The sequence below is a fragment of the Pseudoramibacter alactolyticus ATCC 23263 genome (genome assembly GCF_000185505.1).
GTDB classification, from domain to species: domain Bacteria; phylum Bacillota; class Clostridia; order Eubacteriales; family Eubacteriaceae; genus Pseudoramibacter; species Pseudoramibacter alactolyticus.
Window position 1 is genome coordinate 2,309,980 of the sequence record NZ_GL622359.1, and the last position, 23,384, is coordinate 2,333,363.

Sequence of the window (23,384 nt, forward strand, 5' to 3'; positions counted from 1 at the left end):
TACCAAGAAGAGCTTTGCGATGGCAGGGCTCTTTTTTATCGGATGGGTTTTGCCGCATTTGAGAAAAGAACCGCCCCGTGATACAATTAAAACAATTGCCGGCGTGAATTGGCGGCGCCTTCGTGGCGTTGCGGCGGACAGGAGGCCTTATGTTTGAATTGATGAATCCAACCCAAAAGGATTTGGACGCGCTTTGTGAAATGGAGCGGCTTTGTTTTCCGCCGGACGAGGTGTTGACGCGTGAACAGCTTGCGCCCAAGCTCGACCGGGCGACTGGCCTGTGGCTGGTGGCTCGGGATCTTGTGACCGGGCAGCTGGCGGGATTTCTCGACGGCGTCGCCAGTGACGCGGGGCGATTTGACGATCTTTTTTTGATGGCGTCGCAGGGCACGATCCTTTGGGACAAAATATCATGCTGACGGGGCTTGAGGTATTGCCGGCCTATCGCGGCCGCGGGCTGGCGCATCGGCTCATGGCGGCGTATCAGGCTCTGCGCCGGGCAGAAGGACGCCGGGCGCTGTTTTTGACCTGCCACGCGGAGATGCTCGCCTTTTATCGAGGCATGGGATTTGAATCCCTGGGACCATCTGCTTCTGCGCTGGGCAGCGGCGGATGGCTGGACTGCGTCTGCAGATTATAAAGGGATGCAGTTGTTAACGAAAAATGCAGATGACGCGAAAAATGGCTTGCAATTGTTGAGACGATTTGATAAAATACATTGGTAATTAAAAGCCGAAATGATGGAATTGGCAGACTTGGCGGACTCAAAATCCGTTGGTAGCAATACCGTGTGGGTTCGAATCCCACTTTCGGCACCATTTGCAAGCATAACCGGACGCAGGTCCGGTTTTTTGCTGTTTATTTTTATGCTTAAATGAAACGGCGCAATAAAAAAAGCGAAGCGATTGCTTCGCTTTTTTATTGCGCGCGGTTAGTCGGCGAGACGTTTCCGGCGGTTTTGCACCATTTCCGCAAAAAAGAGAATGGAATCCACCACGTCTTCAATCGGGAGAATGTCTGTTTCGGCGTTCATATCGGTCGCGGCTTTGTAATCGCGTTTGCGGCGGGCCTTCATCTGGTCGATGCGGGCCACAAGATCGGCGTGATCCTTTGCGGCGGCCAACAGCGGGCGTTCGCCTTGGGCTTCGACGCGTTGGGCGATGGTTTCGCTATCGGCGATGAGCTGAACGGTAAAGCAATGGTCGGCCAAAAGGGTGCGGTTTTCTGCGTTCAGCGGCAGGCCGCCGCCGCAGGCCAAAATCAACCCCTGATTCCGGGGTTGGGCGGTGAGGATCTGCCGGAGGGTTTCGGTTTCGGCGGCGCGGAAAACCGCTTCGCCGTCCTCTTCAAAAATCGCCGGGATGGATTTGCCGGCGGCCTGAACGATCGCCTCGTCCGTATCGATAAAATCATAGCCGCAGGCCTTGGCCATGGCCTGCCCGACGGTGGATTTGCCGGTGGCCATATAGCCGATGAGTGCAATGATATGCGGTAGTGCCATAAATACTCCTGAAAATAAAAAAATTAAAGCTGAAGCTGGCGGCGCAGTGCCATGAGGGCGGCGGGGGACAGCTGGCCCGGTGCGGTGGTCTCGGCCGCGCTCAGGGCCGCAAAGGTCAAGGACCCGCCGAAGCATTCCGGCGCGACGCGCACGATGGTGCCGGCAGCGCCCATCATCACAAAGATCACGGGCTGGGCCGTCGTTTCAGAAAAAGCAGCCACGACGCCGGCAGCCCGGGCCACATCCTTCGGGGAGCGGGCCGTGACGGCTATTTTGATGATGTCCGGCTCCTGTTCGGCCATCTGCGCCAGTTTTTGACGAAGGTCATTTGAGGCCGGCGTCGCATGAAAATCATGATAGGAGAGAATGAGACCGGTGCGGCGGTGTCTGAGCGCCGTCCGGACATCGGCCAGAACGTCCGGCGGCGTGGCAGCCTCGAGATCGATGTAGGCGCAAGCACCGCTTTGGACGGCGGCGTCGATCGCTTTTAATCTGATGTCGAGGGATGTCGGATGCGCTCCGCCCTCTGCTTCGGCGCGGTGGGTGAAAATGAGGCCGTCCGCTTGGAATGCGGTCAGGCAATCGGCCTGTTCGCTCAGGGTGATGGCCGGCCAGGCGTCCCGCCGCCACTCGATGAAGTCGGGGTGGGCGCTGCGGGCCCGGGCGATCTGGGTGTGAAACGATTTGGAATCGGTTGGCGCGACGGGCACGCAAAGTGCAAAGGCATGCGCCTGAATGGTGGGCTTCTTATTCATGGCCTAACCTTACAATATCTGATATCATTTTGCAAGTACAAGAGAAAATACACGCACACGTCCGGTCTGCGGGTCAAGGGCGGCCGTCCCCTTTTGTTTGATTTGGCACTCGCCGCAGCGCGCGGTGATCACGAGGCGCCGTTCGGTGTCGGATGTTCCCGCCGTGACATTGATGCGGTACTGCCCGCGATCGGGCAGGGCCACCCAGCTGCCCGTACCGGTGTAGCTCGGATTTTCCTCGAGGCGGGCCCGACATTCGGCGCGGGCACTCTCGACGAGGGTGTCGCAATAGCTGTGATCCAGGTAATGGCGGCTGAGGCGGACGGCGTTGCCCGCGCGCATCAGTAGCACGGTGCCGATTCCCAGAACAAAAATCAAGAGGATTAAAACCATCGGGAGCACATAGCCGCCGTTATGGGCATTGGATTTGGGCGGGATCTCCCGGGAAGTGCAAATCAGTTTCATAAGCTTCATTTCGATCGGTGAATTGAACGCGCAGGTGAAAACGGCCGGTGGGGCGGCCGCCGGCAAACGACGGCGTCAGGGCAAAATCGCGGACACGGGCGGCGAACTGGCTGGTTTCGCCGCTGCCGATGCCCTGCAGATGGGCATCGACTTTGTGTCGCATCAGCAAATCGCCGGCACTTCGGGTGTAATAATTATAATAGCCGGGCGTTTCGGGATCTTTCAGATAAACCGCGCCGTTTTTGATGATGACGGTGGAACTGGCGCCAAGTTGATTTTTGAGATACAGGTGGATCGACTGAAACGCCTGATCTTCAGCCGTGGGCTTCGCGGCCGGCAGACTTCTGACGAAGACGGACAGGGCAAGCCCGCAGACGCCGCAGACCGCTGTGAGCATCATCAGCGTGACGAGCAGCTCGACAAGGGTAAAGCCGGCGTCATGGCGCGGGCGGCGGTGTGTAAATTTTTTCGTGATAGACATGGGTGTGTCCTCGGGAATCGCGGTAGGTTAAAGTTAAGGCGCAAAGATGATCTTCCAGCGGGGAGACGGCGGCGCTGAAGCCCTTGTGGCGCGCGGCGATTTGCCGGGCAGCGGCGCCGATATCGCCCCCTCGGGCCGGGATTCGGCGGCCGCCTGGACCTGAACCACAATGGCAGAAAGTGCCCGGGCCTGGGCATTCCGCTCCCGGGCGACGGTGAAAGCGTCGAAGGTCGCCCCAAAGAGAAGGGGCAGCGTGGCGGTGGCCAGGGCGAGAACGAGCAGCGCGACGAGCATTTCCACCAAGGTGAAGCCGTCGGCCGAAGGGGTGTCGGGATGTTGGGTTTTCATGGGTTTGGCGGGGTATTGTTTAAATAAATGCGGCCGGTCACCGGCTGGAAAATCAGATAGCATTGGAGCCGTCCCGGCCCGTTCAGGGAGAGGGTGGTGCCGCGGCTGATGGTACCCGCCGCGGTAAAGGACAGATTGACGACACTGATCGGCCGATGCCGCCGGTTTTGGATGCGAATTGACTGGAGCGGCAAGGTTCGGGTGACTTTCGCGCCGTTGTCGCCGCGGTAATGGGTCAGGACAATTTTGTCTTCGAGAATTTGGGCGTAGGCGCCATAGGGCGAGCCGGACATCAGCGCTTGATTGCGCAGATCGACAAAGGCCGACTGGATTTCGGCACATTCTGCCTCAAAACGGGTCTTGTGCATCGCGCCGTAGGCCGCGGTGCCGAGGACAGCCACGCCGCCGGCGACAAGTCCCAGGATGACGAGCACCACAATCATCTCGGTGAGGGTGTAGCCGGCGGCATGCGTTTGCTGCATCATGGGGCACGGTTCAAAGCGACTTCGCCGCTCGCGCTGTTGTAGACAAAGATTTTGCCCTTTTCCTTTGCGGCAAGATCCTGCGTCGCTTTGCTTCGGATGTAGTTTTCTTTCTTGAGCAGCGTGATCAGCTCGACATAGGCCGCATTGGTTCCGGAGGCGGCGGAAACGGCCGGCAGATGGCCGGTTTTTGCTTCGTAGGTTTCCACCGCAGTTTCGATGGCGGCCATATTGGCCTCATCGGTTTTCTTTCGGGCGTCTTCGAGAATATTGCTGAAGATCGGCACGGCGACGGCCGCCAGAAGCCCGATGATCACCAGGACGATAATCATTTCAGTGAGGGTAAAGCCTTCGTTGGCATCGGTGCATTTGGAGGGTGAGATCAAAAATTGCATGAGCGTCTCCTTGGGGAATGGGCAATTTAAAGCAGGCTGGCATAACCGGTGTAAATCGCGTATAGAATCGACATAAAAGACAGGACGACGACGGCGACGAGCACACCGACGATCACGAGGACGGCGGGCTCCAAAACAGCCGACAGCCGCTTAAACCGTTTTTGATAAGTCTTGTGATAATAGGCGGCGGCTTTGGACAGCACCTGCGCCAGGGAGCCGGCGCTTTCGCCGACCTGGATCAGCTGGAAGAATTCAGCGTCGAGAACGTCGATGCGCTCAAGGCTCTCAGTGAGGCTCATGCCGCTTTCGATCAGGGCGGCCGTGCGGCTCAAGCGGGCGCGCAGAAAATCGTTTTGAAGATTTTGGCACACGATCTGAAGGGCCGGGATGAGCGCGACACCGCTGCGCACCATCATGGCCAGGGAATCGGCGAAGATTTCCATGCTGCGCAGGTAAAATAAACGGCCGATAAGCGGCAGGTGCAGCGCCAGCCGATGGAGTCTTTGCCGAAGAGCGTTGCCCTGCGGCAGGGTTCGGGCGAAAAGTACGCCGAATAGAAGCAGGAGCATCGCCGCGGGCAGCCCCCAGGAGAGGCCGCGGCTCAGGGTGATGAGCAGCCTGCTGCCCGGCGGCACGCTGCGGTCCATGGAGGTCAGCGAGTCGAGGAGCACCGGCATCACCGTGCGCACCAGATAGTGAGTGACGGCCACCGTCAGGCAGAGCACAAAGATCGGATAAATAAAAATTTGAAAGAGGTTATTTCGGATGTCGCTTTGCCGGCTGTAAAAGGTTTCGAGATTAAAAAGCACCCTGTCGAGCTCTCCGGTGGCTTCGCCGGTTCGGATGATGTTGATGAGAAAAGGTGAAGCGCCGATGGCCGGATCTTCGAGGGCGTCGGCTAAAGGGTGTCCCCGGGCGATGGCCTGAGCCACCTGGTGCAGCTGATCCTGCAGATGCGGGGCATGTTCGCGCCCGGCGATGGTGCGCAGGGCGGGCAGAATGCCGACGCCGGCACTGAGCATGGTGCCCAGCTGACCGCAGAAAATGGCCAGCTTTTGCGCACTCAGAGTTTGAAAACGGCCGGACCTAAAAGAGAACCTGACGCGCTTCTTCATCGCTGACCTCCCCCCTTGCGATCCACGCGGCAAGGGATGCCGCGAACGGGCGATAATGGCCCCGCCAAGCCCGGCGGTCGCCGCGCAGCAAAGCCGCATCGAGCAGCTTTCGCCCGCGGGATAAATCGATCACTTCAAAAATGCCCGTCCGCTCCCAATGTCCGGTTTGACGGCAGCGCGCGCACCGACCGGCGCGGTGGGGATCGGCGGTCTGCGGCAGACGCCAAAGGCGGCGTAAAGGCTCAGCGTCGGGAACTTTTGTTTTGCAATGGGGACAGAGCCTGCGCACCAGTTTCTGCGAGATGATGCCGATGAGCGTATCGGCAATCAGATAGGGCGGCACGCCGAGATTAACCAGTCGATCCAGGGTCGCCGCGATATTGCGGGTGTGAAGTGTGGTGATTACCAAATGCCCGGTCATTGCCGCGCGCACGGCAGCGAGGGCCGAGGCTTCGTCCCGGATTTCACCAATGACGATCACGTCCGGATCCTGGCGGAGGATAGCCCGCAGGCCGGTTTCAAAGTCGAGTCCCTGCTTGCGGTTGATGGCCACCTGGGAAAGCCCGGGCAGACGGATCTCCACCGGATCTTCCAGGGTGAGGATGTGGCGCGCGCTTTGATTCAGTTCATTAAGCATGGAAAAAACCGTGGCCGTCTTGCCGGAGCCCGTGGCCCCCGCAACGACGATGAGGCCCTGCCGGCAGGTGAGCAGATGGCTGACCTTGCGGGCGTCGTCCGGGAAAAGTCCCAACGCCGAAAAACTTTGCAGATAGCGTCTCGTATCAAAAAGGCGCAGCACCAGATGCTCGCCGTCGAGCAAAGGCAGGGTGCTCACGCGGATATTGATTGTGTCCCCGCCGAGGGCGTAACGGAAACTGCCATCCTGGGGACGAAGCTTGTCGGCGATGTCCATCTGGGCCAGCACTTTAAAACGGGTGAGCAAGCCGTTAAAATCCGACCGGGACAAGTTGGTCCAAAGGTGGAGCACGCCGTCGATGCGCAGGCGGATGCGGCAGCTGCCCTTGTCAAAAGCTTCGAGATAAAGGTCTGACGCGCGGGCGTCGACCGCCTGTTCAAGCAAGGTGTGAGAGAGTTTAATAATATGTTCAGGCGATTGCGGCGGATCGGAGACCGGCGTCGCCGGAACGGGATGCAGCCCGAGCTTATCGGAAAATTTACCCATGGGATTACCTGACGATCTGAGAAAGCAAAAATGGTTATGCCTATATTAAAGAAAGTTAAAAAGTCGAAAATCATGATGTTTCATTAATTTTATTATAGAAAGATTTTAAAATGTAATCAATACAAAAATAGAATAAAAAATAGTGAAAAATTCGACAAAAATTTCGGCTATCGATAAAAGGGCAGGCGTGATAAAATAATATAGTTAAAGTCAATGGATTAAAAACTTTGTTGCGCGGACAAAGCGGTATTAGAAAGAAGTATATTTTGAAAGAAAGAGCCAAAAGAATCGGCGTGATTGACGTCGGCGGCGGACAGCGCGCCGTGTACGGCGCCGGCGTTTTTGACCGGTGTCTGGATTTGGGGGTGCAGTTTGATGCGGCTTATGGCATTTCGGCGGGCAGTGCCAACGTCACCAGCTATCTGGCCGGTCAGCGCGGCCGCAACCATGAATACTACACGAATTATTGTCTGAGAAAGGAATACTCGAGTCCGGGCGTGTTCGCACGCACCGGCTCGGTGATCGATCTGCGTTATGTTTATGGGACTTTGTCCAATTCGGACGGCGAGTATCCGCTCAATTTCCCCGGACTGATGGCCAACCCCGCACCTTGTACGATCGTGGCGACAGACGCCGAAACGGGGCAAGCGATTTATTTCGGCAAGGAAGATATGGCTCAGGATGATTACCGGATCATTATGGCGAGCTGTTCGGTGCCGGTATTTTGCAGGCCTTTCCCGCTGAATGGACGGTTTTATTACGACGGCGCCATTTCGGATCCGGTGCCGATCGCAAGAGCGTTTGCCGATGGCTGTGATGCGGTGGTGGTGATTTTAACCCGGCCGAAGCATTATTTCAGGACAGATGTGCACGATCGTCGCCAGGCTAAGCTGATGCGCCGGCAGTTTCACGGCGCGTCGCGGGTCTTTGCCAGACGCGCGGCAACCTACAACCGCGAACTGCGCCGTGCCCTGGCGCTGGAGAGGGATGGCCGCGTGCTCATCGTGGCACCGGATGACATCGCCGGGATGAAGACCTTCGGCAAAACGCCGGAAGCCTCCGAAGCGCTGTATCAAAAAGGGCTGCGCGATGCGGCGGCGATTCCCGCCTTTATCGAAAAGTGGCGATGATTGAAACCACCGGGGAATCCGATGGTCTTTTAGCGATGACATCTGTGATGAATTTTAGGATAGAGTGCAGATTCAAAGGTTTGAGGAAATATCATTTTGCATTTGCATGATACCGAAGCGCTGGGCTGCGCCGAGAATTCTCCGAAGCCATGACGGCTCGCGGAACCGATGTCCGGCTGACTTTTAAGGATGGTAGAGAGGTAGCCATTTTGGATTGATGTTCGGATGGCAAGAAGTTTGAAAATATGGTAAATTTTATACAGTGAAGCACGAAGGTGCGTAAGCTGCACATCGAGAAATTTGATGGAGCATTGACCTTTCGGCCAGTGCTCTTTTTATTTATAAGTAAGTTTGGAATAGAGTTCTTAGGAGGGGAAGAAGATGACCGTTGAAAACGAAATTGTCCAAGCTGAGAATGCCGTTGTGGAAGTCATTGATCCGACGCAGGAACCGATACCTGCAAATTATAAAGCAGTTTCTATTTCAGAGATTTCTTCATTAGGAGCTGTTGGTAGTACGATACATAATTTTCTGGAAAGTCAGGCAAAAGTAGGCGGCGAGGGAATCTACAAAGTGACGTTTCCTAAGGGTTTTGATGGCACATTGTTTAAATTCAAAAATGAAAATGCGTTTCTGGGATCAGGTATAAGTAACGGAAAGATAGTACAGGCCCGTCTGATTCCGGTACATTTTGACCCGACACAAATGTTCATAGCCTTTGCATTGATGGGTATCCAGCACCAACTGGGTGAAATACAAGCTACTCAGCAGGAAATTCTGAATTTTCTGGAAAACCAAGAGGAAAGCAAGTTAAAGGGATATCTGACCACGCTGAATGATACCATTGAGGAGTATCAGATAAACTGGAACAATAAAGATTTCGTTGAACAGAAAAAGAATGAGATAAGTCAGGTAAAGATAGGAGTAAATAGTAGTGTAAGCCATTATAAGAAAGAAATTGATGACATTCTTTCTACGCCTGATCAGTTTCATTGTATGGGCAAGGCTAATCCGACCATACAGAAATTAATTAGGGCTATAAGAGATTATCATTTAGCCTTTTACATAAAGAACTACACGCTTTACTTTGAGACCATATTGTTAGGAAATTTCAGTAAAGAAAATCTCAAATTTGTTATTGATAGAATTCAAAAAAATACAGACGATTATGTTCAGTTGATTGAGAGCTGCAAGGAGTGGGTTTCCCATTATCTTCCATCATCGATTAATTATAAGGCTGCACCTGTTTACAGAGGTTTTGACAGTTTTTGGGGAAAAATCCCAATTTTGGGTGAGCCATGCAGAAGAGAGAAACAAAAAAAATATATTTTAATAGAAACTCAGCTAAAACGGATTGAACAGGATGAGGATCCTGGAATAGCGGCATTTTCGGAATCTTTGGTCAAGATTAAAGATCTGCATGATCAGAAGCTTGATCTGTATATCGAAGGGAATAAGGTGTATTTGCCAGAGAATGAATCTGTAGTGAAATGTTCGGAAGGAGAGAAATAATGCTTGGAATAATATACACTATTGTAATTATCATTGTAGTTGTGCTGATTGTCAAAGCTATCAAAAAGTGAGCGGCGGTCATGATCAGGGTCATAGCATCCTGAAAAAACGCATATATCCAGCTCTCACAAGTGTGTGCAAATCATGCACACACCTGAAGGAATAAGTTGTGCTTGTATCAATCTTATAGCGGCAACGGTTCTGGCAATTTTCCTACCGAAACCTATCTTTTTCTTCGCAAGCTGGAAAATCGGGTAATTTCCGAGCTTGCCGCCGGGCAGATTTTGTGGGCGATGCCAATTACAATCCCATCCGTGTGAAGATCAGCCAGTTTTACAGGATTGAGATCAACGATTTTGCCGTTTCTGTCGCGAAGACTGCCCTGTGGATTGCCGAAAAGCCAAATGCTTGCCACCACGGAAGAGATTGTGAAAATGCCGTTGGATTTTCTGCCGCTGACCACGAGCGCCGGCATCGCCGAGGGCAACGCCCTCGCCATGAACTGGGAGACAGTGGTGCCCAAAAATGAATTGGATTTTATCATGGGGAATCCGTTGTTTGTGGATGGGATGTATATATCGAAAGCTTAGAAAACAGAAATCCATGATATTTTTTCGGGCTGAAGATTAGATTATGTGACGGGTTGGTATAAAAAAGCAGTGGCTTTTCTTTGGGAACCCACATTAAAAATACCTTTGCATCTACCAAGTTTGGAACAATAGAACCAGATAATCAAGCGAAAGTTCACTACGTAATCAGAAGAAAATATATTCCAATGGGGTTTATGAACAAAGGTGAAGTTCTTGGGACGCCGACGATGAAAGCGGCTTATACAGCAGGAAATAGAATTCGATAATGGGGGTGAGAAAGATGCCGGCAAAATCAATAGAGCGTGATAAAGCGCGTCAGAAAGAGATTTTGGATGCCTGCGGCAGACTCTATCAAATAAAGGGGTTTCACGACATCACCATTAAAGATATCAGTGAAGAAACCTCCCTGTCCCGTCCGTCGATCTATAATTATTTTGAAACCAAGGAAGAGATTTTTTTGGGGTTTTTGACGTGAGAGCATGCGGCGTGGAACAAGCACCTTGGCATGCTTCGGGATGATTTTTCGTCGCTTACCAAGGAGGCATTTGCGTCAAAGCTGGCCGATACCTTGGCGGACAGAGAGGTGCTTCTCAAAATCTGCGCGATGAATCTCTACGAGATTGAAGAAAACAGTCGGCCGGAACGGCTGGTGGATTACAAGCAGGCGTTCAAAGAGAGTTTGGAGATCTTTTGTGGTTGCCTGCGTCAGTTTTTTTCCGATTCTTTCCCTTTCTGTATGGCGTTTATCCTTATGCCTATCCAACGGTAAAGCAGAAAGCGGCAATGGCGCGGGTCGGTATGACATACCGGGCCACATCCATACGGGAAATAACCGAAAATTTTCTGCTGCGGATTCTTTAGGTATGTTTGGAAAAAGAATGGCAATAAGGCCATGAAAAGTGAAAGCCGAATGTGGCATCAAAAATGGAAGAAAAGCGATGAAGTATGCGAAATTGGGCAATACGGATATTGAAGTATCAAAGCTTTGTGTTGGTTGCATGAGCTTTGGCAAGGCCGGGACCATGCACGACTGGACGCTGGATCAAGCGAAGACCACAGAGGTGGTTCGGCGTGCGCTGGATCTGGGCATCAGCTTTTTTGATACGGCGAATGGTTATTCAGCGGGAACCAGTGAGGAATATTTGGGCAATGCGCTGAAGAAAAACGTGCCTCGTGACAAGGTTGTGATCGCGTCGAAGGTTTATTTTAATCCGGGGAGACTTTCCGGCAAAGCCATCCATCGGGAAATCGACGGCACCTTAAAGCGGCTGGGCACGGACTATCTGGATTTGTATATCATCCATAGATTTGATTATGACACGCCGATTGCAGAGACGATGGCGGCTTTAAACGATCTGGTTAGAAGCGGAAAAGTCAGAGCTATTGGCGCTTCCGCTATGTACGGATATCAGTTTCACAATATGCAGTTGTGTGCGCGGGATCACGGTTGGGCCCAGTTTCAGGTAATGGAAAATCATTACAATTTGATCTATCGCGAGGATGAACGGGAACTGATTCCAATTTGCAGGCAGATGAAAGTGTCGCTCATGCCCTATAGTCCCTTGGCTTCCGGACATTTGACACGGGCAACCTGGGAGTCGGATTCTCTTCGAAGCCGGACGGACCGTGTGGCGATGGGCAAATATGATGCGGATAAATATGACGATATGAAAATCATCGACAGAGTTCACGAGGTGGCGAGGGAACACGGCGTATCGATGGCGCAGATCGCGATCGCCTGGCAGTGGGCAAAGGGTGTGACGGCACCGATTATCGGCGGCACGCGGGCTGAAAACTTTGAGGATGCTGCCGGCGCGCTTGATGTAAAGCTGACAGAAGAGGAGATGGCTTATATGGAAGCGCCGTATCAGCCGCATCGCATTGTCGGCGCCATTGACCGCAATCCGCCGGCGGATGTGGTTCTTTTGGATGAAAAGAAATGAACCGGCGCATATAAAATGCGGGTTGTATTTGGTGAGTGAAGGTATTTTATGGTCCTGAATCAAGTCATCAGGCAAGGCAATTTCGCATCGGCACGGGATCAACGTGGCAGCAGCACCTTGCTGGGGACCTTTATCCAAATGACGGCCACCGAAGCGACGCCGGATATCGTGACGTTGATTAAAAGGATTGCCGGCGAGCACCTGCCCGTTGCCGTTACCGGGGAAATCGGCCACGAAGCGGATGCCCGGGTGGCATGTATCGGCACCTATGTCCGGCCGACACGCTGATGGCACATGACAGCGCTCCACACGAAGACTGCCCGGAAACCGGGCGGCCTTTTTTGATGCCTGGGAGCGTGGGCGGCAAAAAACAAAAAAGTTTGTAACGAAACGCGTCTGTCGCCGTCTAATGCATATAAGGCCGATGCAGGGTGACGCGACCGGCGCGCCGGAAAATCAGAGAGGAGGTGGCTGCCACGGATTTCGAGAAGCTTTATCAAACGTATTACATGCAGGTGTATTCCTATGCGATGAGCCTGACCAAAAACGCGGCCCGGGCGGAAGAGATTGCCCAACAGACTTTCGTGAAAGCCATGACGGCAGGGCGTACCTATCGCGGCGATGCCTCCGAGCGCACCTATTTGTGCGCGATCGCTAAAAATCTCGCGGTGGATGGCTTCCGGGAGGAAAAGCGGCGGGCGCCTTTTCCGGAGGAAGCGCCGCCGGACGAGACGGATCATCCGGCCCGGGTGGCGGATCACGACACGGCGCTGCGCATCCACCTGGTGCTTCACCATCTGAACGAGCCTTATAAAGAAGTTTTTTCGCTGCGGGTGTTCGGGGAACTCTCCTTCGCGGATATCGGCCGGGTTTTCGGGAAGTCGGAGAACTGGGCGCGGGTGACCTATCACCGGGCGAAGCGGAAGATTCAGGAAAGGATGGCAGAAAATGAATGAACGGCAGGAGAAGCCGGCGGATACCTGCGCGGTGGTGCGGGATCTGCTGCCCCTTTATATCGATGGGGCGTGCAGCGCGGCGAGCGTCGCGCTGGTCGAGGCCCATCTGGCAGATTGTCCGAACTGCAGAAAGCTGGCGGCCGATTTGAAGAAGGCGGATATCGAGGCGGTGATCGACGCGGAAAAGACGGGGGTTTTGGCCCGGCACCAGCGGGCCCAGCGCCGGACAGCCTGGCGGGCCGGGGTGATCATCGCCTGGCTTTTGATGATTCCAGTGGTGATTGCCGCGGTGGTGGCCTTGCTTGGCGGTGCGGAGGCCGGGGTGCCGGTGGTGCTCGCGGCGGCGATGGCCCTGGTGGCATCGCTGACCGTGGTTCCGATGATGGCGAAACAAAACCGCCTGGCCAAAGCAATTCTCGCGGGGACGGCGGCGGTGGTGCTGATCGAAATTGCGGTTGGTGCCTTTTATGGCGGCGCTATCATCGACACAGTGGCCGGAACAATCTTTGGCATTTCGCTCGTGTTTTTGCCTTTGGCGATTCGCGGGATGGCGCTGCCGCCGGTTTTGGCCGATAAAAAAGCCCTGGTCATTATCGCCTGGGATACCCTGTGGCTGTATTTGACAATTTTGGCGGTCAGCCTGGCCAATGGCGATATGGCAGGCTGCCGGGAGGCAGTGGTCACAGCGACGGTTTTTGTGGTGCCGGCGTGGCTGACGTTTTTCGCGGCGGCCAGGCAGCGCGTCAACCGCCTGCAAAAGGCAGGGCTTATCACGCTTGTTTGGGGCGTGTGGTTCGGCATCGTCAACGATGTGATGAATTTGGCATTGACCGGCCGCATCGGTTTTACCATGGCACGGATGAATCTTCGCGATTGGACCTCTAATACGATGTTTAACGCCAATATCAGTTTTTTGGTTTGCGCGGCGGCAGTGGTGGCTGCTGGTGGGCTCTTGTTGGCCGCCCGGCGGCGTAGGGATCGTTGACCGCCGCACACGCGCAAGCGGACTGTCGATTGACGGTCCGTTTTTTGTGGCCGCCTTCGCGGCGGGCGTCCGGATTTTTGGATCCGTCGTCAAAAATGTTGGCATGCCAACAGCATCCCGGCGCCGGAGCGGTTATGATAACCGTGCGGCGGCTCGCCTCCCAGTTTATATCCGAGTTTGATAGGAGTCGCCGTGTCTCCCTGTTTATTGGGACACGTTTGTCAACAGAAATCAGTGTAAATAAATCCATTGGAGAAGGGGAAATCATGCAGCGACAAATCATTCACATCGACGAAGCCAAATGCAACGGCTGCGGCCTGTGCGCAGAGGCCTGCCACGAAAACGCCATCGAAATGGTCGGCGGCAAAGCCCGGCTGATCCGCGACGATTATTGCGACGGGATGGGCGACTGCCTGCCCGAATGCCCCACCGGAGCGATTACCTTTGAAACCCGGGAGGCCGCGACCTATGACGAGGCCGCTGTGGCGGCCAACGCCGCGCGGCTGGATCGCATCAGGCAAAGGGCCGACGGCCTCAGAGCCCAGGCGCATCCGAATCCGTCGGGATGCCCGGGAGCGGCGGCGCAGATGTTCGAGCACAAGCCGCAGGCCGGCGCCGCTTCGGCTGTCAGCGAGCTGCGTCAGTGGCCGGTGCAGATCAAACTGGTGAATCCTGAAGCGCCCTATTTCGACGGGGCGAAGCTGCTCATCGCGGCGGACTGCAGCGCCTATGCCTACGGCAATTTCCATCGGGATTTTGTAAGGGGGCGCACGGTGATCATCGGCTGTCCCAAATTCGACGGGGACTACAGCGATAAGCTCACGGCCATCCTTCGGCAGAGTGAGATTAAAAGCGTCGCCATCGTGCGCATGCAGGTGCCCTGCTGCCGCGGTCTCGATCAGGCGACGAAAAACGCGCTGGCGGCCAGCGGCAAGCAGATTCCCTGGAGCGTGTCGGTCGTGGGGCCGGATGGCAGCCTGGTGAGCAGCCTGTAACCGCAACGGCCATTTATTCAGAGCAGCGCGCCGCAGCGCAAGCTCTTTTTTTATGCGCAAAATCGGTATTTTTCAGACCAGGAGAAGATATGGCTGGGATAGGGGGGGTGCCAATTTGAAACCATTGGATCTGAATTGTCCCGATTCCGTGGGATGTGTTAGCGAAGATCGGACGGATCGAAGCGGATTCGGTGGAAAAACAGGCTTTGCCGAAGGTGGATTGGCGGGGTAAATATGTCCGAATAGAAATGCTTAAAAAAAGATTAGGAATGTGTATACGATTTTTCAAATAATATTTTTTCTTGCATATGTTTTCAAAAGGGGATATAATGATGGACAAGTGGTCGGACCAATTAACCACAACTGACGGCTGACCGTCCTTACTTTCAATCCGTTCCGACCACCTTCTATGAATTTTGCGGCGGGCTGAAGCACTGGCCCCCGATTTTTTCAGCACTATTTTTGCATTCATTAGCTGTTTTCAAGAGGAACCACATGCTTATCCATTGGATTGCGCCCCCTTTGATCGGGGCCGTTATTGGCTACATCACAAACTATATCGCCATCAAGATGCTTTTTCGCCCGCTCACGCCCAAGATGATTTTCGGCCGGCGGTTGCCTTTCACGCCGGGCATCATTCCCCGGCGCAAGGCCCAACTGGCGGATGCCTTGGGCAAAGCGGTTTTCGCGAAATTTTTCAATTGGGACGATTTGGAGATCGTCTTTCTGTCGGAACCTTTTGCCGAGAAGATTGCCTGTCAAGTGGCGGCAGAGCTGCGCAGCACCCGGACGATGGGGGAACTGGAACCGGCCGTGCCCGAGGCTGCGGCTGCCCGCATGCGGGCGGCCCTGGCGACTCGGATTCGGGATCGGCTGGTGGCTTCCGGCACCGCCCGAAAAATGGTCATCAGCAGCGCTCAGGCCATGAGCGAAAGTGAAACCGGCCGGCTCATGGGCAATCTGGCGACAGCCTATGCCGGCCCCATTGCCGACCAGCTTGCGTCGGAGGGGCAAACCCTCATTGCCGAAATGCTTGCCGAGGAGGGGACATCCCTGGCGGAGGAGCCGGTGGGACGGCTCACGGAGGTATTGTTTGAAAATGAGCGGGTGCTCATCGACGGAATCAAGGCGGTTTACCTGCGTTTCATGCGCAAAAATGTCCGGCCTATCGTCGAAAGTATCGATATTGTGACCCAGATCACTGGGAAGATGAACCTGATGAGCGCCGGGGAGGTGGAATCCCTGGTCCTCGATATCGTCGCCCGGGAACTGCGGATGGTGGTATGGTTCGGCGCGCTGCTCGGGGCGGTTATCGGCACCGTCAATATTTTCTTGTAATCCACAGCGGCACATTGAGGGAGGTGATGGCTTCAAAGCGACGGGACAATCGATTTTTACGGATCATTAACAGCGCGCACAAATCAAGAAAGGGGTGCACTCATGTTTTCGGAGGAATTGTACGAGCGGTTTAAAGAAAACCTTGAAGGGGTCAACGGTGAATGTGTCCGCACTTCAAGGGCTGAGTTGGGGAAGACGATCGCTGATATTTATCAGAAGGACGGCATTTCGTCATTGTGTTTGGGGCAGTCGCCGCTGTTTGAAGCGGCCGGTGTAAAGGCCGCCCTCGAATCGGCGGGGATGACGGTCCACACCGACCATGTCCGCAAGAATGCGGAAACGGACAAGGGCGGTGTGACCGAAAACGGCTACGGCATCGCGGAGCTCGGCTCCATGATGCAGATGAGCGACGATGTCGACGGCCGGATCATCGCCACCATGTCGGAGCACTATATCGGTGTGGTCAAGGGATCGACCATCGTTCCCCTGTACGACGATATGTTCGATATTTTAAGCGAAATGCCGGAACTGCCCGCCTATGTCGGCTTTATCACCGGGCCGAGCCGGACGGCCGACATCGAATGTGTCGGGACGGTCGGTGTGCACGGCCCCATCAAATTAACGGCCGTTATCGTTGACGACGCGTGACGTTGGGACAGAGAAGGAGGTAATCAATCATGGCTAACGAAGCGACCCAGGAAAACCAAGCTTTAAAGCAGGAGATCCAAGAAGCTTTACATAACAAAACCCTCGGGAGAACCCTGGGAAACTTTTGTGCGACTTATCCGGAAAGGCGCCTGAATTCCTACAAAGGCGTCGATTTCGAAGAGACCCAGCAGAAGATTAAAGAAGTCAAGAGCTACGCGGCGGATCACGTGGACGAAATGATCGAGGAGTTCACCAAGAACTGTACCGCCAGAGGCGGCCACGTCTTCCACGCCAAGAGCACCGAGGAAGCCACGGAATTTGTGCGCAACCTCGTGAAAGAAAAAGGCGTCAAGACCATTGTGAAGTCTAAGTCCATGGCGTCAGAGGAAATTCACATGAACCAGGTCCTCGGAGACGATGGCATCACCGTCGATGAAACCGATCTGGGCGAATTCATTATCGCTCTGGACGGGCAGACCCCGGTTCACATGGTCATGCCCGCGCTCTATTTGAATAAAGAACAGGTGGCAGATCTGTTTACGGACTACACCAAGGAAAAAAATGAGCCCATCATCTCCGAAGAAGTGAAGACCGCCCGCCGGGTTATGCGGGACAAATTCACCCACGCGGACATGGGGGTTTCCGGGGCCAACGTGGCTGTGGCCGAAACGGGGACCGTTTTCACCATGACCAACGAAGGAAACGGCCGCATGGTCGGGACGCTGCCCAAGACCCATCTCTATGTTTTCGGGATTGAAAAATTCGTCAAGAGTCTGTCGGACGCGCGCTATATCTTCAAGGCTCTGCCGCGCAACGGCACTGCTCAGCGCATCACATCCTACATATCGATGTACACCGGGGCGACGGAAGTGTGCACCGATAAGGAAGCCGACACCAAGGCCTCGAAGGATTTTCACGTCGTCATCCTGGACGATCCGGGACGCCGGGAAATTCTGGCGGACAAGGATTTCAGAGAAATTTATAACTGCATTCGCTGCGGTGCCTGCCTGGACGTCTGTCCGGCCTTCGCCCTGCTTGGCGGCCATGTTTACGGATCCAACGTCTACACCGGCGGCATCGGAACCCTGCTCACCCATTTCCTGGTTTCCGAGGATCGGGCCGATCAGATTCAGAATATCTGCCTGCAGTGCAAACGCTGCAACGAAGTCTGCGGCGGCGGTCTGCACATTGCGGAAATGATCTTGAAGCTGCGGGAAAAGAGCGTCGCAAAGCATCAGGATCCGGTTCACAAATTTGCGCTTGACGCCGTCAGCGACCGCAAGCTCTTCCACTCGATGCTGCGCATTGCTTCGGTGGCCCAGGCACCCTTTACCAAGGGACAGCCGATGATTCGTCACCTGCCCATGTTCCTTTCGGGACTGACGGAAGGCAGAAGTTTTCCGGAAATTGCGAAGATGCCCTTGCGGGATATCTTCCCCACCATTAAGCAGAACGTGCCTGAGCCCAAGGGGAAAATCGCCCTCTTTGCCGGCTGTCTCCTCGATTTTGTTTACGTGGATGTGGCAAAAGCCGTCATTGCCGACCTCAACGAGGTGGGTTATCTGGTGGAAATGCCCATGGATCAGTCCTGCTGCGGCTGCCCGGCCACCAATATGGGGGATACGGTCAACGCGCTGAAGACAGCGGAACTGAACATTGAGGCCATGCACGCGGAAGATTACGATTATATTGTCACCGCCTGCCCCTCCTGCACCCATCAGCTGCGCCTTTACAAAACTTTCTTCGAGGAAGGTACCGAGATGCAGAAACGGGCCCAGGAACTCAGCGACAAATCCTACGACTTCAGCAAACTTTTCTATATGCTCGGCGGTTTGGCGGACGAGGGCGACGGCAAACCCGTCACCGTGACCTATCACGACTCCTGCCATCTCAAGCGCAGCCTCCACGTTTTCGAAGAACAGCGTGAGCTGCTCAAACACACCAAGGGCGTCAACTTCAAAGAAATGGAAGAATGCGATTATTGCTGCGGCTTCGGCGGTTCCTACAGCGTTCAGTTCCCCGAAGTGGCCGCGCCGCTGGTCGAGCGCAAGGTCGGCCACATTAAAGACAGCGGCGCCGATTGCGTGGCGGTGGACTGCCCCGGCTGCATGATGCAGATCAAAGGCGGCCTTGACGCCCGCGACGTGCTGGTGGACGTGAAGCACACGGCCGAAATCATCGCGGAAAAACGCGGTCTGGTTTGAAACCGGCCGGGCACCGGGGGAGGCAACCATGACAGGACAGACAAACGCCGCGGCCAAACTCGTCGCCTTTGATGTGACGGGCGACCGTTGGCAGAAGGAAGTGAAGACGGCCATTGCCCGGATGACGGCCCACGATTTTGCCGGAACACCGGTGGGCTTCGTTCTTGATGATACCCTGAGCGATTTTGGTAAGATGCTGCGCCCCCGGCTGCTGCTGCTCTGTGCGAGCCTCGGCCCCGCCTGGCACGCCCATCAGCGGGAGGCGGTGGAGCTGGCCGCCATGGTGGAGCTCATTCACCTGGCGTCGCTGATTCACGACGACATCATTGACGACGCCCGCTTTCGCCGGGGCAAGCCTGCCATTCAAAGTCGGTATGGCAAGGACGCGGCGGTCTACGCCGGGGACTTCATCATGGCCCGGGTCAATTATTATCAGTTGAAGGACGGGCTCAACGCGCCCGGGGCCATTTTGGCCGAAGCCATCGAGAAGATGTGCGCCGGGGAAATCGGCCAAGCGCGTCTGCGCCATCGGCCGGACGCCACCCAGGCGATGTATTTTGAGAACATCAAGGGAAAAACCGGAGCCTTGTTTGCGGCGGCCTGCCGCATCGGGGCCATGACGGGGGGCTGTGCGCCGGAAGCGATTGAGCAGCTGGCCCGCTTCGGCGAGCTGCTGGGCATATTGTTTCAGCTGCGGGACGATCTGCTGGATTTCACCGCGGCGCCTCTGGAGGATGGCAAGGATGTCTGCCAGGACGTTCGCGAAGGGATTTACACCCTGCCGCTGCTCATCGCGCTGGCGGACGACAAGGCCGGGGCGGCCCTGCGGCCTCTGCTTGCCGCCAACCGAAAAGCGCCGCTGGATTTTGAGGGCATTGTGGCCGTACGCGGCGCCATCGACAGCTGCGGCGGTCTGGAGCAGACCCGACAGGCCATTCGGATGTATCGGGAACAGGCCACGGCCATTCTCGACGACTTTCCCTCCGGCCACAGCTTGAAACGCATTAAACGGCTTCTGTCCCGACTGGAGGTGTGAGATGAAGCCTTATAATCGCCTGACGCCCCGAATGGCGCTGCAACTGGCGGCCCCTCACACCTGGGTGGCTTCCGTCGGCCCCGCGGTGTTCGCGGTGGTGGCCAGCGCCCAGGCGGGCCGGCCTCTGGCCCTTTGGCGGGGCGCCCTGCTGGTGCTGGCCTGCGTGCTCATGCAGGCGGCGGTCAACACCCTCAACGATTATGCGGATTTTGTCAGCGGCACCGATCAGGCGACCGATAACGTGGCGAAAAACGATGCGACGTTGGTGTATGAACACATCAACCCGATTCATGCCCGGCATTTGGGCGTGGCCTTTCTCGCGGCAGGTGCCTTGGCCGGCGTCATTGGTTCCGTGCCGAATCTCGGTGTGCCCCTGGCGGTGGGCCTTATCGGCGGGGCCGTGGTGGTGCTCTATTCCGCTGGCCCTGCGCCCGTGTCTCAGCTGCCCCTCGGGGAGGTCGTTTCCGGCGGGGTGATGGGCGGATTCATTCCTCTGGGAATCACCGCGGCGGCGGACAATCGCTTTCACCCGGAGATTTTGCTCATCAGTCTGCCCTTTGTCATCGGCATCGGGCTCATCATGATGACCAACAACGGCTGCGATATCGAAAAGGATCGGGCAGCCGGCCGGCGAACCCTGCCGGCGCTGCTCGGCCGGCGGCGGACGGTGGCGGGTTATCGCTTCGGCGTGGTTCTGTGGCTGGTCGCCCTGGCGGCCCTGCCCTGGGTGGCCTTCGGGCCCTGGGGACTTTTGGCGCCGGCTTTGGTGCTCGCCCTGGCGTGGCGGCCATTTTGGCAACTGCTCCGCACCGGGCTTCAGCCCGAGGGGCGGATCCGCCAGATGCAGGGCATTGCCAAGGCCAATGCCCTGGCGGGAGGCGCCTGCATTTTCGCGGCGGCAGCAGCTTTGCTCGCGGAGGTGGCCGGATGGATGTAAAGCCGGAAGCCCTGCCCGCCAAGCGGGAGCGGGTGCACAACGTGTTCGAGAGCATCTCGGAGCATTATGATGGCGGCAACCGGCGCATCAGCCTGGGACTGCAGCGGCGATGGAAAGCCGCCCTCATCGCGGAGCTGGCCGAAACCACGCCGCCCCGGCAGGGGGTGCTGGATCTATGCTGCGGCACCGGAGACATTGCCATCGGCCTGGCTGAACGTCGACCGGATCTGACCATCACCGGGGTGGATTTCTCGGAGAACATGCTTGCAGTGGCCCGGCAGAAAACCTCGGAAGCGTTTCGGGCTAGGCTGCATTGGACGGTGGGGGATGCCATGCACCTCGACTTTCCGAATGGGAGTTTTTCGGCGGCGTGCATCGCCTTCGGCCTGCGCAACACCGAGGATTACGCTCAGGTGCTGGGGGAGATGCGCCGGGTGCTCGTGCCCGGGGGGCGGCTTTACTGTCTCGATTCCCTGGTGCCGGAGGCGGGGCTGGTGCGTCCCTTTTACCGGCTGTATTTCAAGCATATCATGCCGATTCTCGGCGGCGGCAGTCGTCATCGCCAAGCATATCGCTGGCTGTGGGAGTCGACGGAACAATTTTTAAGCAAGCGTGACATGGTCGACCTGTTTCAAACGATCGGGTTGCGGGCCATTGGGGAGCGGTCGTTTCTGTTTGGTGCCTGCATGATGTTTTGCGGGTGCAAGTAGCGGCGGCTTCGTGGAGATCATCAGAATAAAAGAAGGAGAGAACATGAGCGAGGATAAATTTGACGCGATTATCGTTGGCGGCGGCATGGCCGGTTGTTCAGCAGCGATCGTGCTGGCGCGGGAAGGCCTGGAGGTGCTTCTCATCGAGCGCGGCGATCATTGCGGCGATAAAAACATGACGGGCGGGCGACTTTACGGCCACAGTTTGGAGAAGATCATTCCCAACTTTGCCGAGGAAGCCCCCATTGAAAGAATTGTCAACCACGAAAAAATTTCGATCATGAGCGAAAAGAGCTGCCTGGATATCGGCTTTGGCTCGGAAAAGCTCAGCGCCACACCGGAGGACGCATCCTACACCGTGCTGCGCTCTAAATTTGACCAGTGGATGTCTGAAAAAGCTGAGGAAGCCGGCGCTGCGGTGGTCTCTTCCATCTGCGTCGACCGATGCGTGGTGGAAGACGGCAAGGTCATCGGCATCGATGCCGGCGGCGAAATTATGGAAGCCGATGTGGTCATTCTGGCAGACGGGGTCAATGCCCTGCTGGCCAAAGATCTGGGCATGACCAAGGAGCTGGAGCCTCATCAGGTGGCGGTCGGTGCCAAGGAGGTCATCAAGCTGGGCGAGGATGTTATCAACGAGCGCTTCGGCCTGCGCGGGCAGGAAGGCATGTCCTGGCTGACCGTGGGAGATCCCACCCTCGGCGGCTTCGGCGGCGGCCTGCTCTATACCAATAAGGACAGCGTCTCCATCGGGATCGTTGCGACTCTGAGTGACATTGGGCACTCCGATGTGGCTGTGCCCGACATGCTTGACCGCTTCAAGGCACACCCGGCCATCGCGCCCTATATTGAAGGGGGTAAAACCGTAGAATACTCTGGTCATCTCGTGCCGGAAGAAGGTCTGGCCATGGTGCCCGAGCTCGTCCGCGACGGCGTGCTGCTCACCGGGGACGCGGCGGGGATGGTCATCAACCTGGGTTACACCGTTCGGGGGATGGACTTTGCCATCGAATCCGGCAGACTTGCAGCAGAGGCTGTGCTCAAGGCTCACGCCCAGGGCGACTTCAGCGCTGAGGTGCTCTCGAGCTATCCGGAAGCGGTGAACCAAAGCTTTATCATGCGGGATATGAAGACCTACAAGGGTTTCCCGACGTTGCTTTCCCGCCGGGAAATTTTCCAGGACGTGCCCGATATGGTGGACGATATTGCGACCAAAGCCTTCACCGTCAACGGCAAGGAGGAAATGGGTCTGATTATGTACATTATCAACGCGGTGGCATCGCACACCAGCGTGGCGGAACTGACGGATTTTGCATCGACCGTATTGGAGGCGTTTTAAATGAAAAAAATGACGATAGACGACAAACTGGCGCTGGATCTCTTCCATACTGACGAAGAAAATGCTCATATCCAGATCAACAAGGCGTGCAAGGATGAGGCGGAGATCCGCAAAGTCGTGCTGGCCTGCCCTGCCGGCTGCTACAAATACATTGACGGCGAAGTGCAGTTCAGTCATCTGGGCTGTTTAGAATGCGGCACTTGCCGGGTGCTCTCCATGGGCAAATTGATAGAAGACTGGCATTACCCCGAAGGCAGCTTCGGCGTGAGCTATCGCGAAGGTTGATTGTTTTTTAGGGCCGGCCAATGGCCGGCCCTTTTTTTGTATAAAAGAAAA

30 protein-coding genes and 1 tRNA gene are annotated in these 23,384 nt (G+C 55.8%); 21 read left to right on the top strand and 10 right to left on the bottom strand.

Annotated elements, in window-relative coordinates; all coding sequences use genetic code 11:
- The first annotated feature begins 149 nt into the window (after window positions 1-149).
- The 3 genes from HMPREF0721_RS10970 to HMPREF0721_RS10980 all read left to right on the top strand — a co-directional run bounded on the left by HMPREF0721_RS10970 (window position 150) and on the right by HMPREF0721_RS10980 (window position 818).
- Window positions 150-419: a hypothetical protein gene (locus tag HMPREF0721_RS10970; protein WP_006599866.1), complete on the top strand. Its 270-nt coding sequence runs from the start codon at window positions 150-152 to the stop codon at window positions 417-419.
- Window positions 398-640 (top strand): GNAT family N-acetyltransferase, encoded by a 243-nt coding sequence (locus HMPREF0721_RS10975; RefSeq protein WP_006599867.1) that lies wholly within the window; start codon window positions 398-400, stop codon window positions 638-640. Before HMPREF0721_RS10970 ends, HMPREF0721_RS10975 begins: the two co-directional genes overlap by 22 nt.
- Window positions 641-731: 91 nt before the next feature.
- Window positions 732-818 (top strand) — tRNA-Leu (locus HMPREF0721_RS10980).
- A 113-nt stretch (window positions 819-931) separates the two neighbouring features.
- On the opposite strand, the gene HMPREF0721_RS10985 is transcribed toward HMPREF0721_RS10980, so the two are convergent.
- The 9 genes from HMPREF0721_RS10985 to HMPREF0721_RS11025 are packed head-to-tail and all read right to left on the bottom strand — an operon-like array spanning window position 932 to window position 6,725.
- Entirely contained in the window at window positions 932-1,501 is a 570-nt protein-coding gene (locus HMPREF0721_RS10985) for a shikimate kinase (protein WP_006599868.1), read from the bottom strand.
- A 23-nt stretch (window positions 1,502-1,524) separates the two neighbouring features.
- The gene (gene aroD / locus HMPREF0721_RS10990; RefSeq protein ID WP_006599869.1) at window positions 1,525-2,256 is read right to left on the bottom strand and encodes a type I 3-dehydroquinate dehydratase; all 732 of its coding nucleotides are present in this window, start codon (window positions 2,254-2,256) and stop codon (window positions 1,525-1,527) included.
- A 24-nt stretch (window positions 2,257-2,280) separates the two neighbouring features.
- Window positions 2,281-2,721 carry a hypothetical protein gene (locus HMPREF0721_RS10995; RefSeq protein ID WP_006599870.1) on the bottom strand — a complete coding sequence of 147 codons (441 nt, stop codon included), beginning with the start codon at window positions 2,719-2,721 and terminating at the stop codon, window positions 2,281-2,283.
- On the bottom strand, window positions 2,669-3,202 hold the full coding sequence (locus HMPREF0721_RS11000) for a type II secretion system protein (RefSeq protein WP_040640092.1): 534 nt from the start codon (window positions 3,200-3,202) through the stop codon (window positions 2,669-2,671). The genes HMPREF0721_RS10995 and HMPREF0721_RS11000 overlap by 53 nt, the downstream gene beginning before the upstream one ends.
- Window positions 3,203-3,235: 33 nt before the next feature.
- Complete coding sequence (locus HMPREF0721_RS12175; protein ID WP_169310243.1) at window positions 3,236-3,613, bottom strand: prepilin-type N-terminal cleavage/methylation domain-containing protein; 378 nt, start codon at window positions 3,611-3,613, stop codon at window positions 3,236-3,238.
- Window positions 3,547-4,035 carry a pilus assembly FimT family protein gene (locus HMPREF0721_RS11010; protein ID WP_006599873.1) on the bottom strand — a complete coding sequence of 163 codons (489 nt, stop codon included), beginning with the start codon at window positions 4,033-4,035 and terminating at the stop codon, window positions 3,547-3,549. The genes HMPREF0721_RS12175 and HMPREF0721_RS11010 overlap by 67 nt, the downstream gene beginning before the upstream one ends.
- Window positions 4,032-4,427 carry a type II secretion system protein gene (locus HMPREF0721_RS11015; protein ID WP_006599874.1) on the bottom strand — a complete coding sequence of 132 codons (396 nt, stop codon included), beginning with the start codon at window positions 4,425-4,427 and terminating at the stop codon, window positions 4,032-4,034. The genes HMPREF0721_RS11010 and HMPREF0721_RS11015 overlap by 4 nt, the downstream gene beginning before the upstream one ends.
- A 26-nt stretch (window positions 4,428-4,453) precedes the next feature.
- Window positions 4,454-5,542, bottom strand: coding sequence for a type II secretion system F family protein (locus HMPREF0721_RS11020; protein ID WP_006599875.1), 1,089 nt, complete (start codon window positions 5,540-5,542; stop codon window positions 4,454-4,456).
- A complete protein-coding gene (locus HMPREF0721_RS11025) occupies window positions 5,514-6,725 on the bottom strand; it encodes a GspE/PulE family protein (RefSeq protein ID WP_006599876.1) in 1,212 nt (403 codons plus the stop codon). The genes HMPREF0721_RS11020 and HMPREF0721_RS11025 overlap by 29 nt, the downstream gene beginning before the upstream one ends.
- 266 nt (window positions 6,726-6,991) lie before the next feature.
- Here HMPREF0721_RS11025 and HMPREF0721_RS11030 point away from each other — a divergent pair, with 266 nt between their 5' ends.
- The 10 genes from HMPREF0721_RS11030 (at window position 6,992) to HMPREF0721_RS11075 (ending at window position 14,836) form a co-directional block, all read left to right on the top strand.
- Window positions 6,992-7,855, top strand: a complete 864-nt coding sequence (locus HMPREF0721_RS11030; RefSeq protein WP_156788749.1) for a patatin-like phospholipase family protein — start codon at window positions 6,992-6,994, stop codon at window positions 7,853-7,855.
- Between the two features lie 381 nt (window positions 7,856-8,236).
- A complete protein-coding gene (locus HMPREF0721_RS11035; RefSeq protein WP_006599879.1) occupies window positions 8,237-9,367 on the top strand; it encodes a hypothetical protein in 1,131 nt (376 codons plus the stop codon).
- Window positions 9,368-9,771: 404 nt separating this feature from the next.
- Window positions 9,772-9,957 (top strand): DNA methyltransferase, encoded by a 186-nt coding sequence (locus HMPREF0721_RS11040; protein ID WP_006599881.1) that lies wholly within the window; start codon window positions 9,772-9,774, stop codon window positions 9,955-9,957.
- 280 nt (window positions 9,958-10,237) lie between these two features.
- Window positions 10,238-10,432, top strand: coding sequence for a TetR/AcrR family transcriptional regulator (locus tag HMPREF0721_RS11045; protein ID WP_169310244.1), 195 nt, complete (start codon window positions 10,238-10,240; stop codon window positions 10,430-10,432).
- A gap of 30 nt (window positions 10,433-10,462) precedes the next feature.
- Window positions 10,463-10,726 carry a hypothetical protein gene (locus tag HMPREF0721_RS11050; RefSeq protein WP_006599884.1) on the top strand — a complete coding sequence of 88 codons (264 nt, stop codon included), beginning with the start codon at window positions 10,463-10,465 and terminating at the stop codon, window positions 10,724-10,726.
- A gap of 169 nt (window positions 10,727-10,895) precedes the next feature.
- A complete protein-coding gene (locus HMPREF0721_RS11055) occupies window positions 10,896-11,900 on the top strand; it encodes an aldo/keto reductase (protein ID WP_040640093.1) in 1,005 nt (334 codons plus the stop codon).
- 48 nt (window positions 11,901-11,948) lie between these two features.
- On the top strand, window positions 11,949-12,188 hold the full coding sequence (locus tag HMPREF0721_RS11060) for a hypothetical protein (protein ID WP_006599886.1): 240 nt from the start codon (window positions 11,949-11,951) through the stop codon (window positions 12,186-12,188).
- 179 nt (window positions 12,189-12,367) lie between these two features.
- Window positions 12,368-12,856, top strand: a complete 489-nt coding sequence (locus tag HMPREF0721_RS11065; protein ID WP_278224178.1) for an RNA polymerase sigma factor — start codon at window positions 12,368-12,370, stop codon at window positions 12,854-12,856.
- Window positions 12,849-13,841: a zf-HC2 domain-containing protein gene (locus HMPREF0721_RS11070; RefSeq protein WP_006599889.1), complete on the top strand. Its 993-nt coding sequence runs from the start codon at window positions 12,849-12,851 to the stop codon at window positions 13,839-13,841. Before HMPREF0721_RS11065 ends, HMPREF0721_RS11070 begins: the two co-directional genes overlap by 8 nt.
- Window positions 13,842-14,107: 266 nt before the next feature.
- Window positions 14,108-14,836 carry an ATP-binding protein gene (locus HMPREF0721_RS11075; RefSeq protein ID WP_040640094.1) on the top strand — a complete coding sequence of 243 codons (729 nt, stop codon included), beginning with the start codon at window positions 14,108-14,110 and terminating at the stop codon, window positions 14,834-14,836.
- 13 nt (window positions 14,837-14,849) lie between these two features.
- On the opposite strand, the gene HMPREF0721_RS11965 is transcribed toward HMPREF0721_RS11075, so the two are convergent.
- Window positions 14,850-15,308, bottom strand: a complete 459-nt coding sequence (locus tag HMPREF0721_RS11965) for a hypothetical protein (protein WP_156788751.1) — start codon at window positions 15,306-15,308, stop codon at window positions 14,850-14,852.
- 23 nt (window positions 15,309-15,331) lie between these two features.
- Here HMPREF0721_RS11965 and HMPREF0721_RS11080 point away from each other — a divergent pair, with 23 nt between their 5' ends.
- From HMPREF0721_RS11080 to HMPREF0721_RS11115, 8 genes are all read left to right on the top strand, one after another.
- The gene (locus tag HMPREF0721_RS11080; RefSeq protein ID WP_006599892.1) at window positions 15,332-16,174 is read left to right on the top strand and encodes a DUF445 domain-containing protein; all 843 of its coding nucleotides are present in this window, start codon (window positions 15,332-15,334) and stop codon (window positions 16,172-16,174) included.
- 102 nt (window positions 16,175-16,276) lie between these two features.
- Window positions 16,277-16,822: a LutC/YkgG family protein gene (locus HMPREF0721_RS11085; protein ID WP_006599893.1), complete on the top strand. Its 546-nt coding sequence runs from the start codon at window positions 16,277-16,279 to the stop codon at window positions 16,820-16,822.
- Between the two features lie 29 nt (window positions 16,823-16,851).
- A complete protein-coding gene (gene ldhH, locus HMPREF0721_RS11090) occupies window positions 16,852-19,026 on the top strand; it encodes an L-lactate dehydrogenase (quinone) large subunit LdhH (protein WP_006599894.1) in 2,175 nt (724 codons plus the stop codon).
- A gap of 28 nt (window positions 19,027-19,054) precedes the next feature.
- Window positions 19,055-20,062, top strand: coding sequence for a polyprenyl synthetase family protein (locus HMPREF0721_RS11095; protein ID WP_006599895.1), 1,008 nt, complete (start codon window positions 19,055-19,057; stop codon window positions 20,060-20,062).
- A 1-nt stretch (window position 20,063) separates the two neighbouring features.
- Window positions 20,064-20,999, top strand: coding sequence for a prenyltransferase (locus HMPREF0721_RS11100; protein WP_006599896.1), 936 nt, complete (start codon window positions 20,064-20,066; stop codon window positions 20,997-20,999).
- Window positions 20,990-21,709 carry a ubiquinone/menaquinone biosynthesis methyltransferase gene (locus HMPREF0721_RS11105; protein WP_006599897.1) on the top strand — a complete coding sequence of 240 codons (720 nt, stop codon included), beginning with the start codon at window positions 20,990-20,992 and terminating at the stop codon, window positions 21,707-21,709. The genes HMPREF0721_RS11100 and HMPREF0721_RS11105 overlap by 10 nt, the downstream gene beginning before the upstream one ends.
- A gap of 43 nt (window positions 21,710-21,752) precedes the next feature.
- Window positions 21,753-23,048 carry an FAD-dependent oxidoreductase gene (locus HMPREF0721_RS11110; RefSeq protein ID WP_040640095.1) on the top strand — a complete coding sequence of 432 codons (1,296 nt, stop codon included), beginning with the start codon at window positions 21,753-21,755 and terminating at the stop codon, window positions 23,046-23,048.
- Complete coding sequence (locus HMPREF0721_RS11115; RefSeq protein WP_040640096.1) at window positions 23,049-23,333, top strand: 4Fe-4S dicluster domain-containing protein; 285 nt, start codon at window positions 23,049-23,051, stop codon at window positions 23,331-23,333. It begins immediately after the preceding gene.
- The last annotated feature ends 51 nt before the right edge of the window (window positions 23,334-23,384 follow it).

What these genes read in the sequence shown, in the direction of transcription:
- HMPREF0721_RS11025 (WP_006599876.1), bottom strand. Translation starts at nt 6,725, where the DNA reads ATGGGTAAATTTTCCGATAAGCTCGGGCTGCATCCCGTTCCGGCGACG.
- HMPREF0721_RS11070 (WP_006599889.1), top strand. Translation starts at nt 12,849, where the DNA reads ATGAATGAACGGCAGGAGAAGCCGGCGGATACCTGCGCGGTGGTGCGG.
- aroD (WP_006599869.1), bottom strand. Translation starts at nt 2,256, where the DNA reads ATGAATAAGAAGCCCACCATTCAGGCGCATGCCTTTGCACTTTGCGTG.
- HMPREF0721_RS11015 (WP_006599874.1), bottom strand. Translation starts at nt 4,427, where the DNA reads ATGCAATTTTTGATCTCACCCTCCAAATGCACCGATGCCAACGAAGGC.
- HMPREF0721_RS11000 (WP_040640092.1), bottom strand. Translation starts at nt 3,202, where the DNA reads ATGTCTATCACGAAAAAATTTACACACCGCCGCCCGCGCCATGACGCC.
- HMPREF0721_RS12175 (WP_169310243.1), bottom strand. Translation starts at nt 3,613, where the DNA reads ATGCTATCTGATTTTCCAGCCGGTGACCGGCCGCATTTATTTAAACAA.
- HMPREF0721_RS11010 (WP_006599873.1), bottom strand. Translation starts at nt 4,035, where the DNA reads ATGATGCAGCAAACGCATGCCGCCGGCTACACCCTCACCGAGATGATT.
- HMPREF0721_RS11095 (WP_006599895.1), top strand. Translation starts at nt 19,055, where the DNA reads ATGACAGGACAGACAAACGCCGCGGCCAAACTCGTCGCCTTTGATGTG.
- HMPREF0721_RS11020 (WP_006599875.1), bottom strand. Translation starts at nt 5,542, where the DNA reads ATGAAGAAGCGCGTCAGGTTCTCTTTTAGGTCCGGCCGTTTTCAAACT.
- HMPREF0721_RS11050 (WP_006599884.1), top strand. Translation starts at nt 10,463, where the DNA reads ATGCTTCGGGATGATTTTTCGTCGCTTACCAAGGAGGCATTTGCGTCA.
- HMPREF0721_RS10970 (WP_006599866.1), top strand. Translation starts at nt 150, where the DNA reads ATGTTTGAATTGATGAATCCAACCCAAAAGGATTTGGACGCGCTTTGT.
- HMPREF0721_RS11100 (WP_006599896.1), top strand. Translation starts at nt 20,064, where the DNA reads ATGAAGCCTTATAATCGCCTGACGCCCCGAATGGCGCTGCAACTGGCG.
- HMPREF0721_RS11080 (WP_006599892.1), top strand. Translation starts at nt 15,332, where the DNA reads ATGCTTATCCATTGGATTGCGCCCCCTTTGATCGGGGCCGTTATTGGC.
- HMPREF0721_RS11105 (WP_006599897.1), top strand. Translation starts at nt 20,990, where the DNA reads ATGGATGTAAAGCCGGAAGCCCTGCCCGCCAAGCGGGAGCGGGTGCAC.
- HMPREF0721_RS11055 (WP_040640093.1), top strand. Translation starts at nt 10,896, where the DNA reads ATGAAGTATGCGAAATTGGGCAATACGGATATTGAAGTATCAAAGCTT.
- HMPREF0721_RS11110 (WP_040640095.1), top strand. Translation starts at nt 21,753, where the DNA reads ATGAGCGAGGATAAATTTGACGCGATTATCGTTGGCGGCGGCATGGCC.
- HMPREF0721_RS11085 (WP_006599893.1), top strand. Translation starts at nt 16,277, where the DNA reads ATGTTTTCGGAGGAATTGTACGAGCGGTTTAAAGAAAACCTTGAAGGG.
- HMPREF0721_RS10985 (WP_006599868.1), bottom strand. Translation starts at nt 1,501, where the DNA reads ATGGCACTACCGCATATCATTGCACTCATCGGCTATATGGCCACCGGC.
- HMPREF0721_RS11075 (WP_040640094.1), top strand. Translation starts at nt 14,108, where the DNA reads ATGCAGCGACAAATCATTCACATCGACGAAGCCAAATGCAACGGCTGC.
- ldhH (WP_006599894.1), top strand. Translation starts at nt 16,852, where the DNA reads ATGGCTAACGAAGCGACCCAGGAAAACCAAGCTTTAAAGCAGGAGATC.
- HMPREF0721_RS11965 (WP_156788751.1), bottom strand. Translation starts at nt 15,308, where the DNA reads ATGAATGCAAAAATAGTGCTGAAAAAATCGGGGGCCAGTGCTTCAGCC.
- HMPREF0721_RS10995 (WP_006599870.1), bottom strand. Translation starts at nt 2,721, where the DNA reads ATGAAACTGATTTGCACTTCCCGGGAGATCCCGCCCAAATCCAATGCC.
- HMPREF0721_RS11040 (WP_006599881.1), top strand. Translation starts at nt 9,772, where the DNA reads ATGCTTGCCACCACGGAAGAGATTGTGAAAATGCCGTTGGATTTTCTG.
- HMPREF0721_RS11060 (WP_006599886.1), top strand. Translation starts at nt 11,949, where the DNA reads ATGGTCCTGAATCAAGTCATCAGGCAAGGCAATTTCGCATCGGCACGG.
- HMPREF0721_RS11035 (WP_006599879.1), top strand. Translation starts at nt 8,237, where the DNA reads ATGACCGTTGAAAACGAAATTGTCCAAGCTGAGAATGCCGTTGTGGAA.
- HMPREF0721_RS11115 (WP_040640096.1), top strand. Translation starts at nt 23,049, where the DNA reads ATGAAAAAAATGACGATAGACGACAAACTGGCGCTGGATCTCTTCCAT.
- HMPREF0721_RS11045 (WP_169310244.1), top strand. Translation starts at nt 10,238, where the DNA reads ATGCCGGCAAAATCAATAGAGCGTGATAAAGCGCGTCAGAAAGAGATT.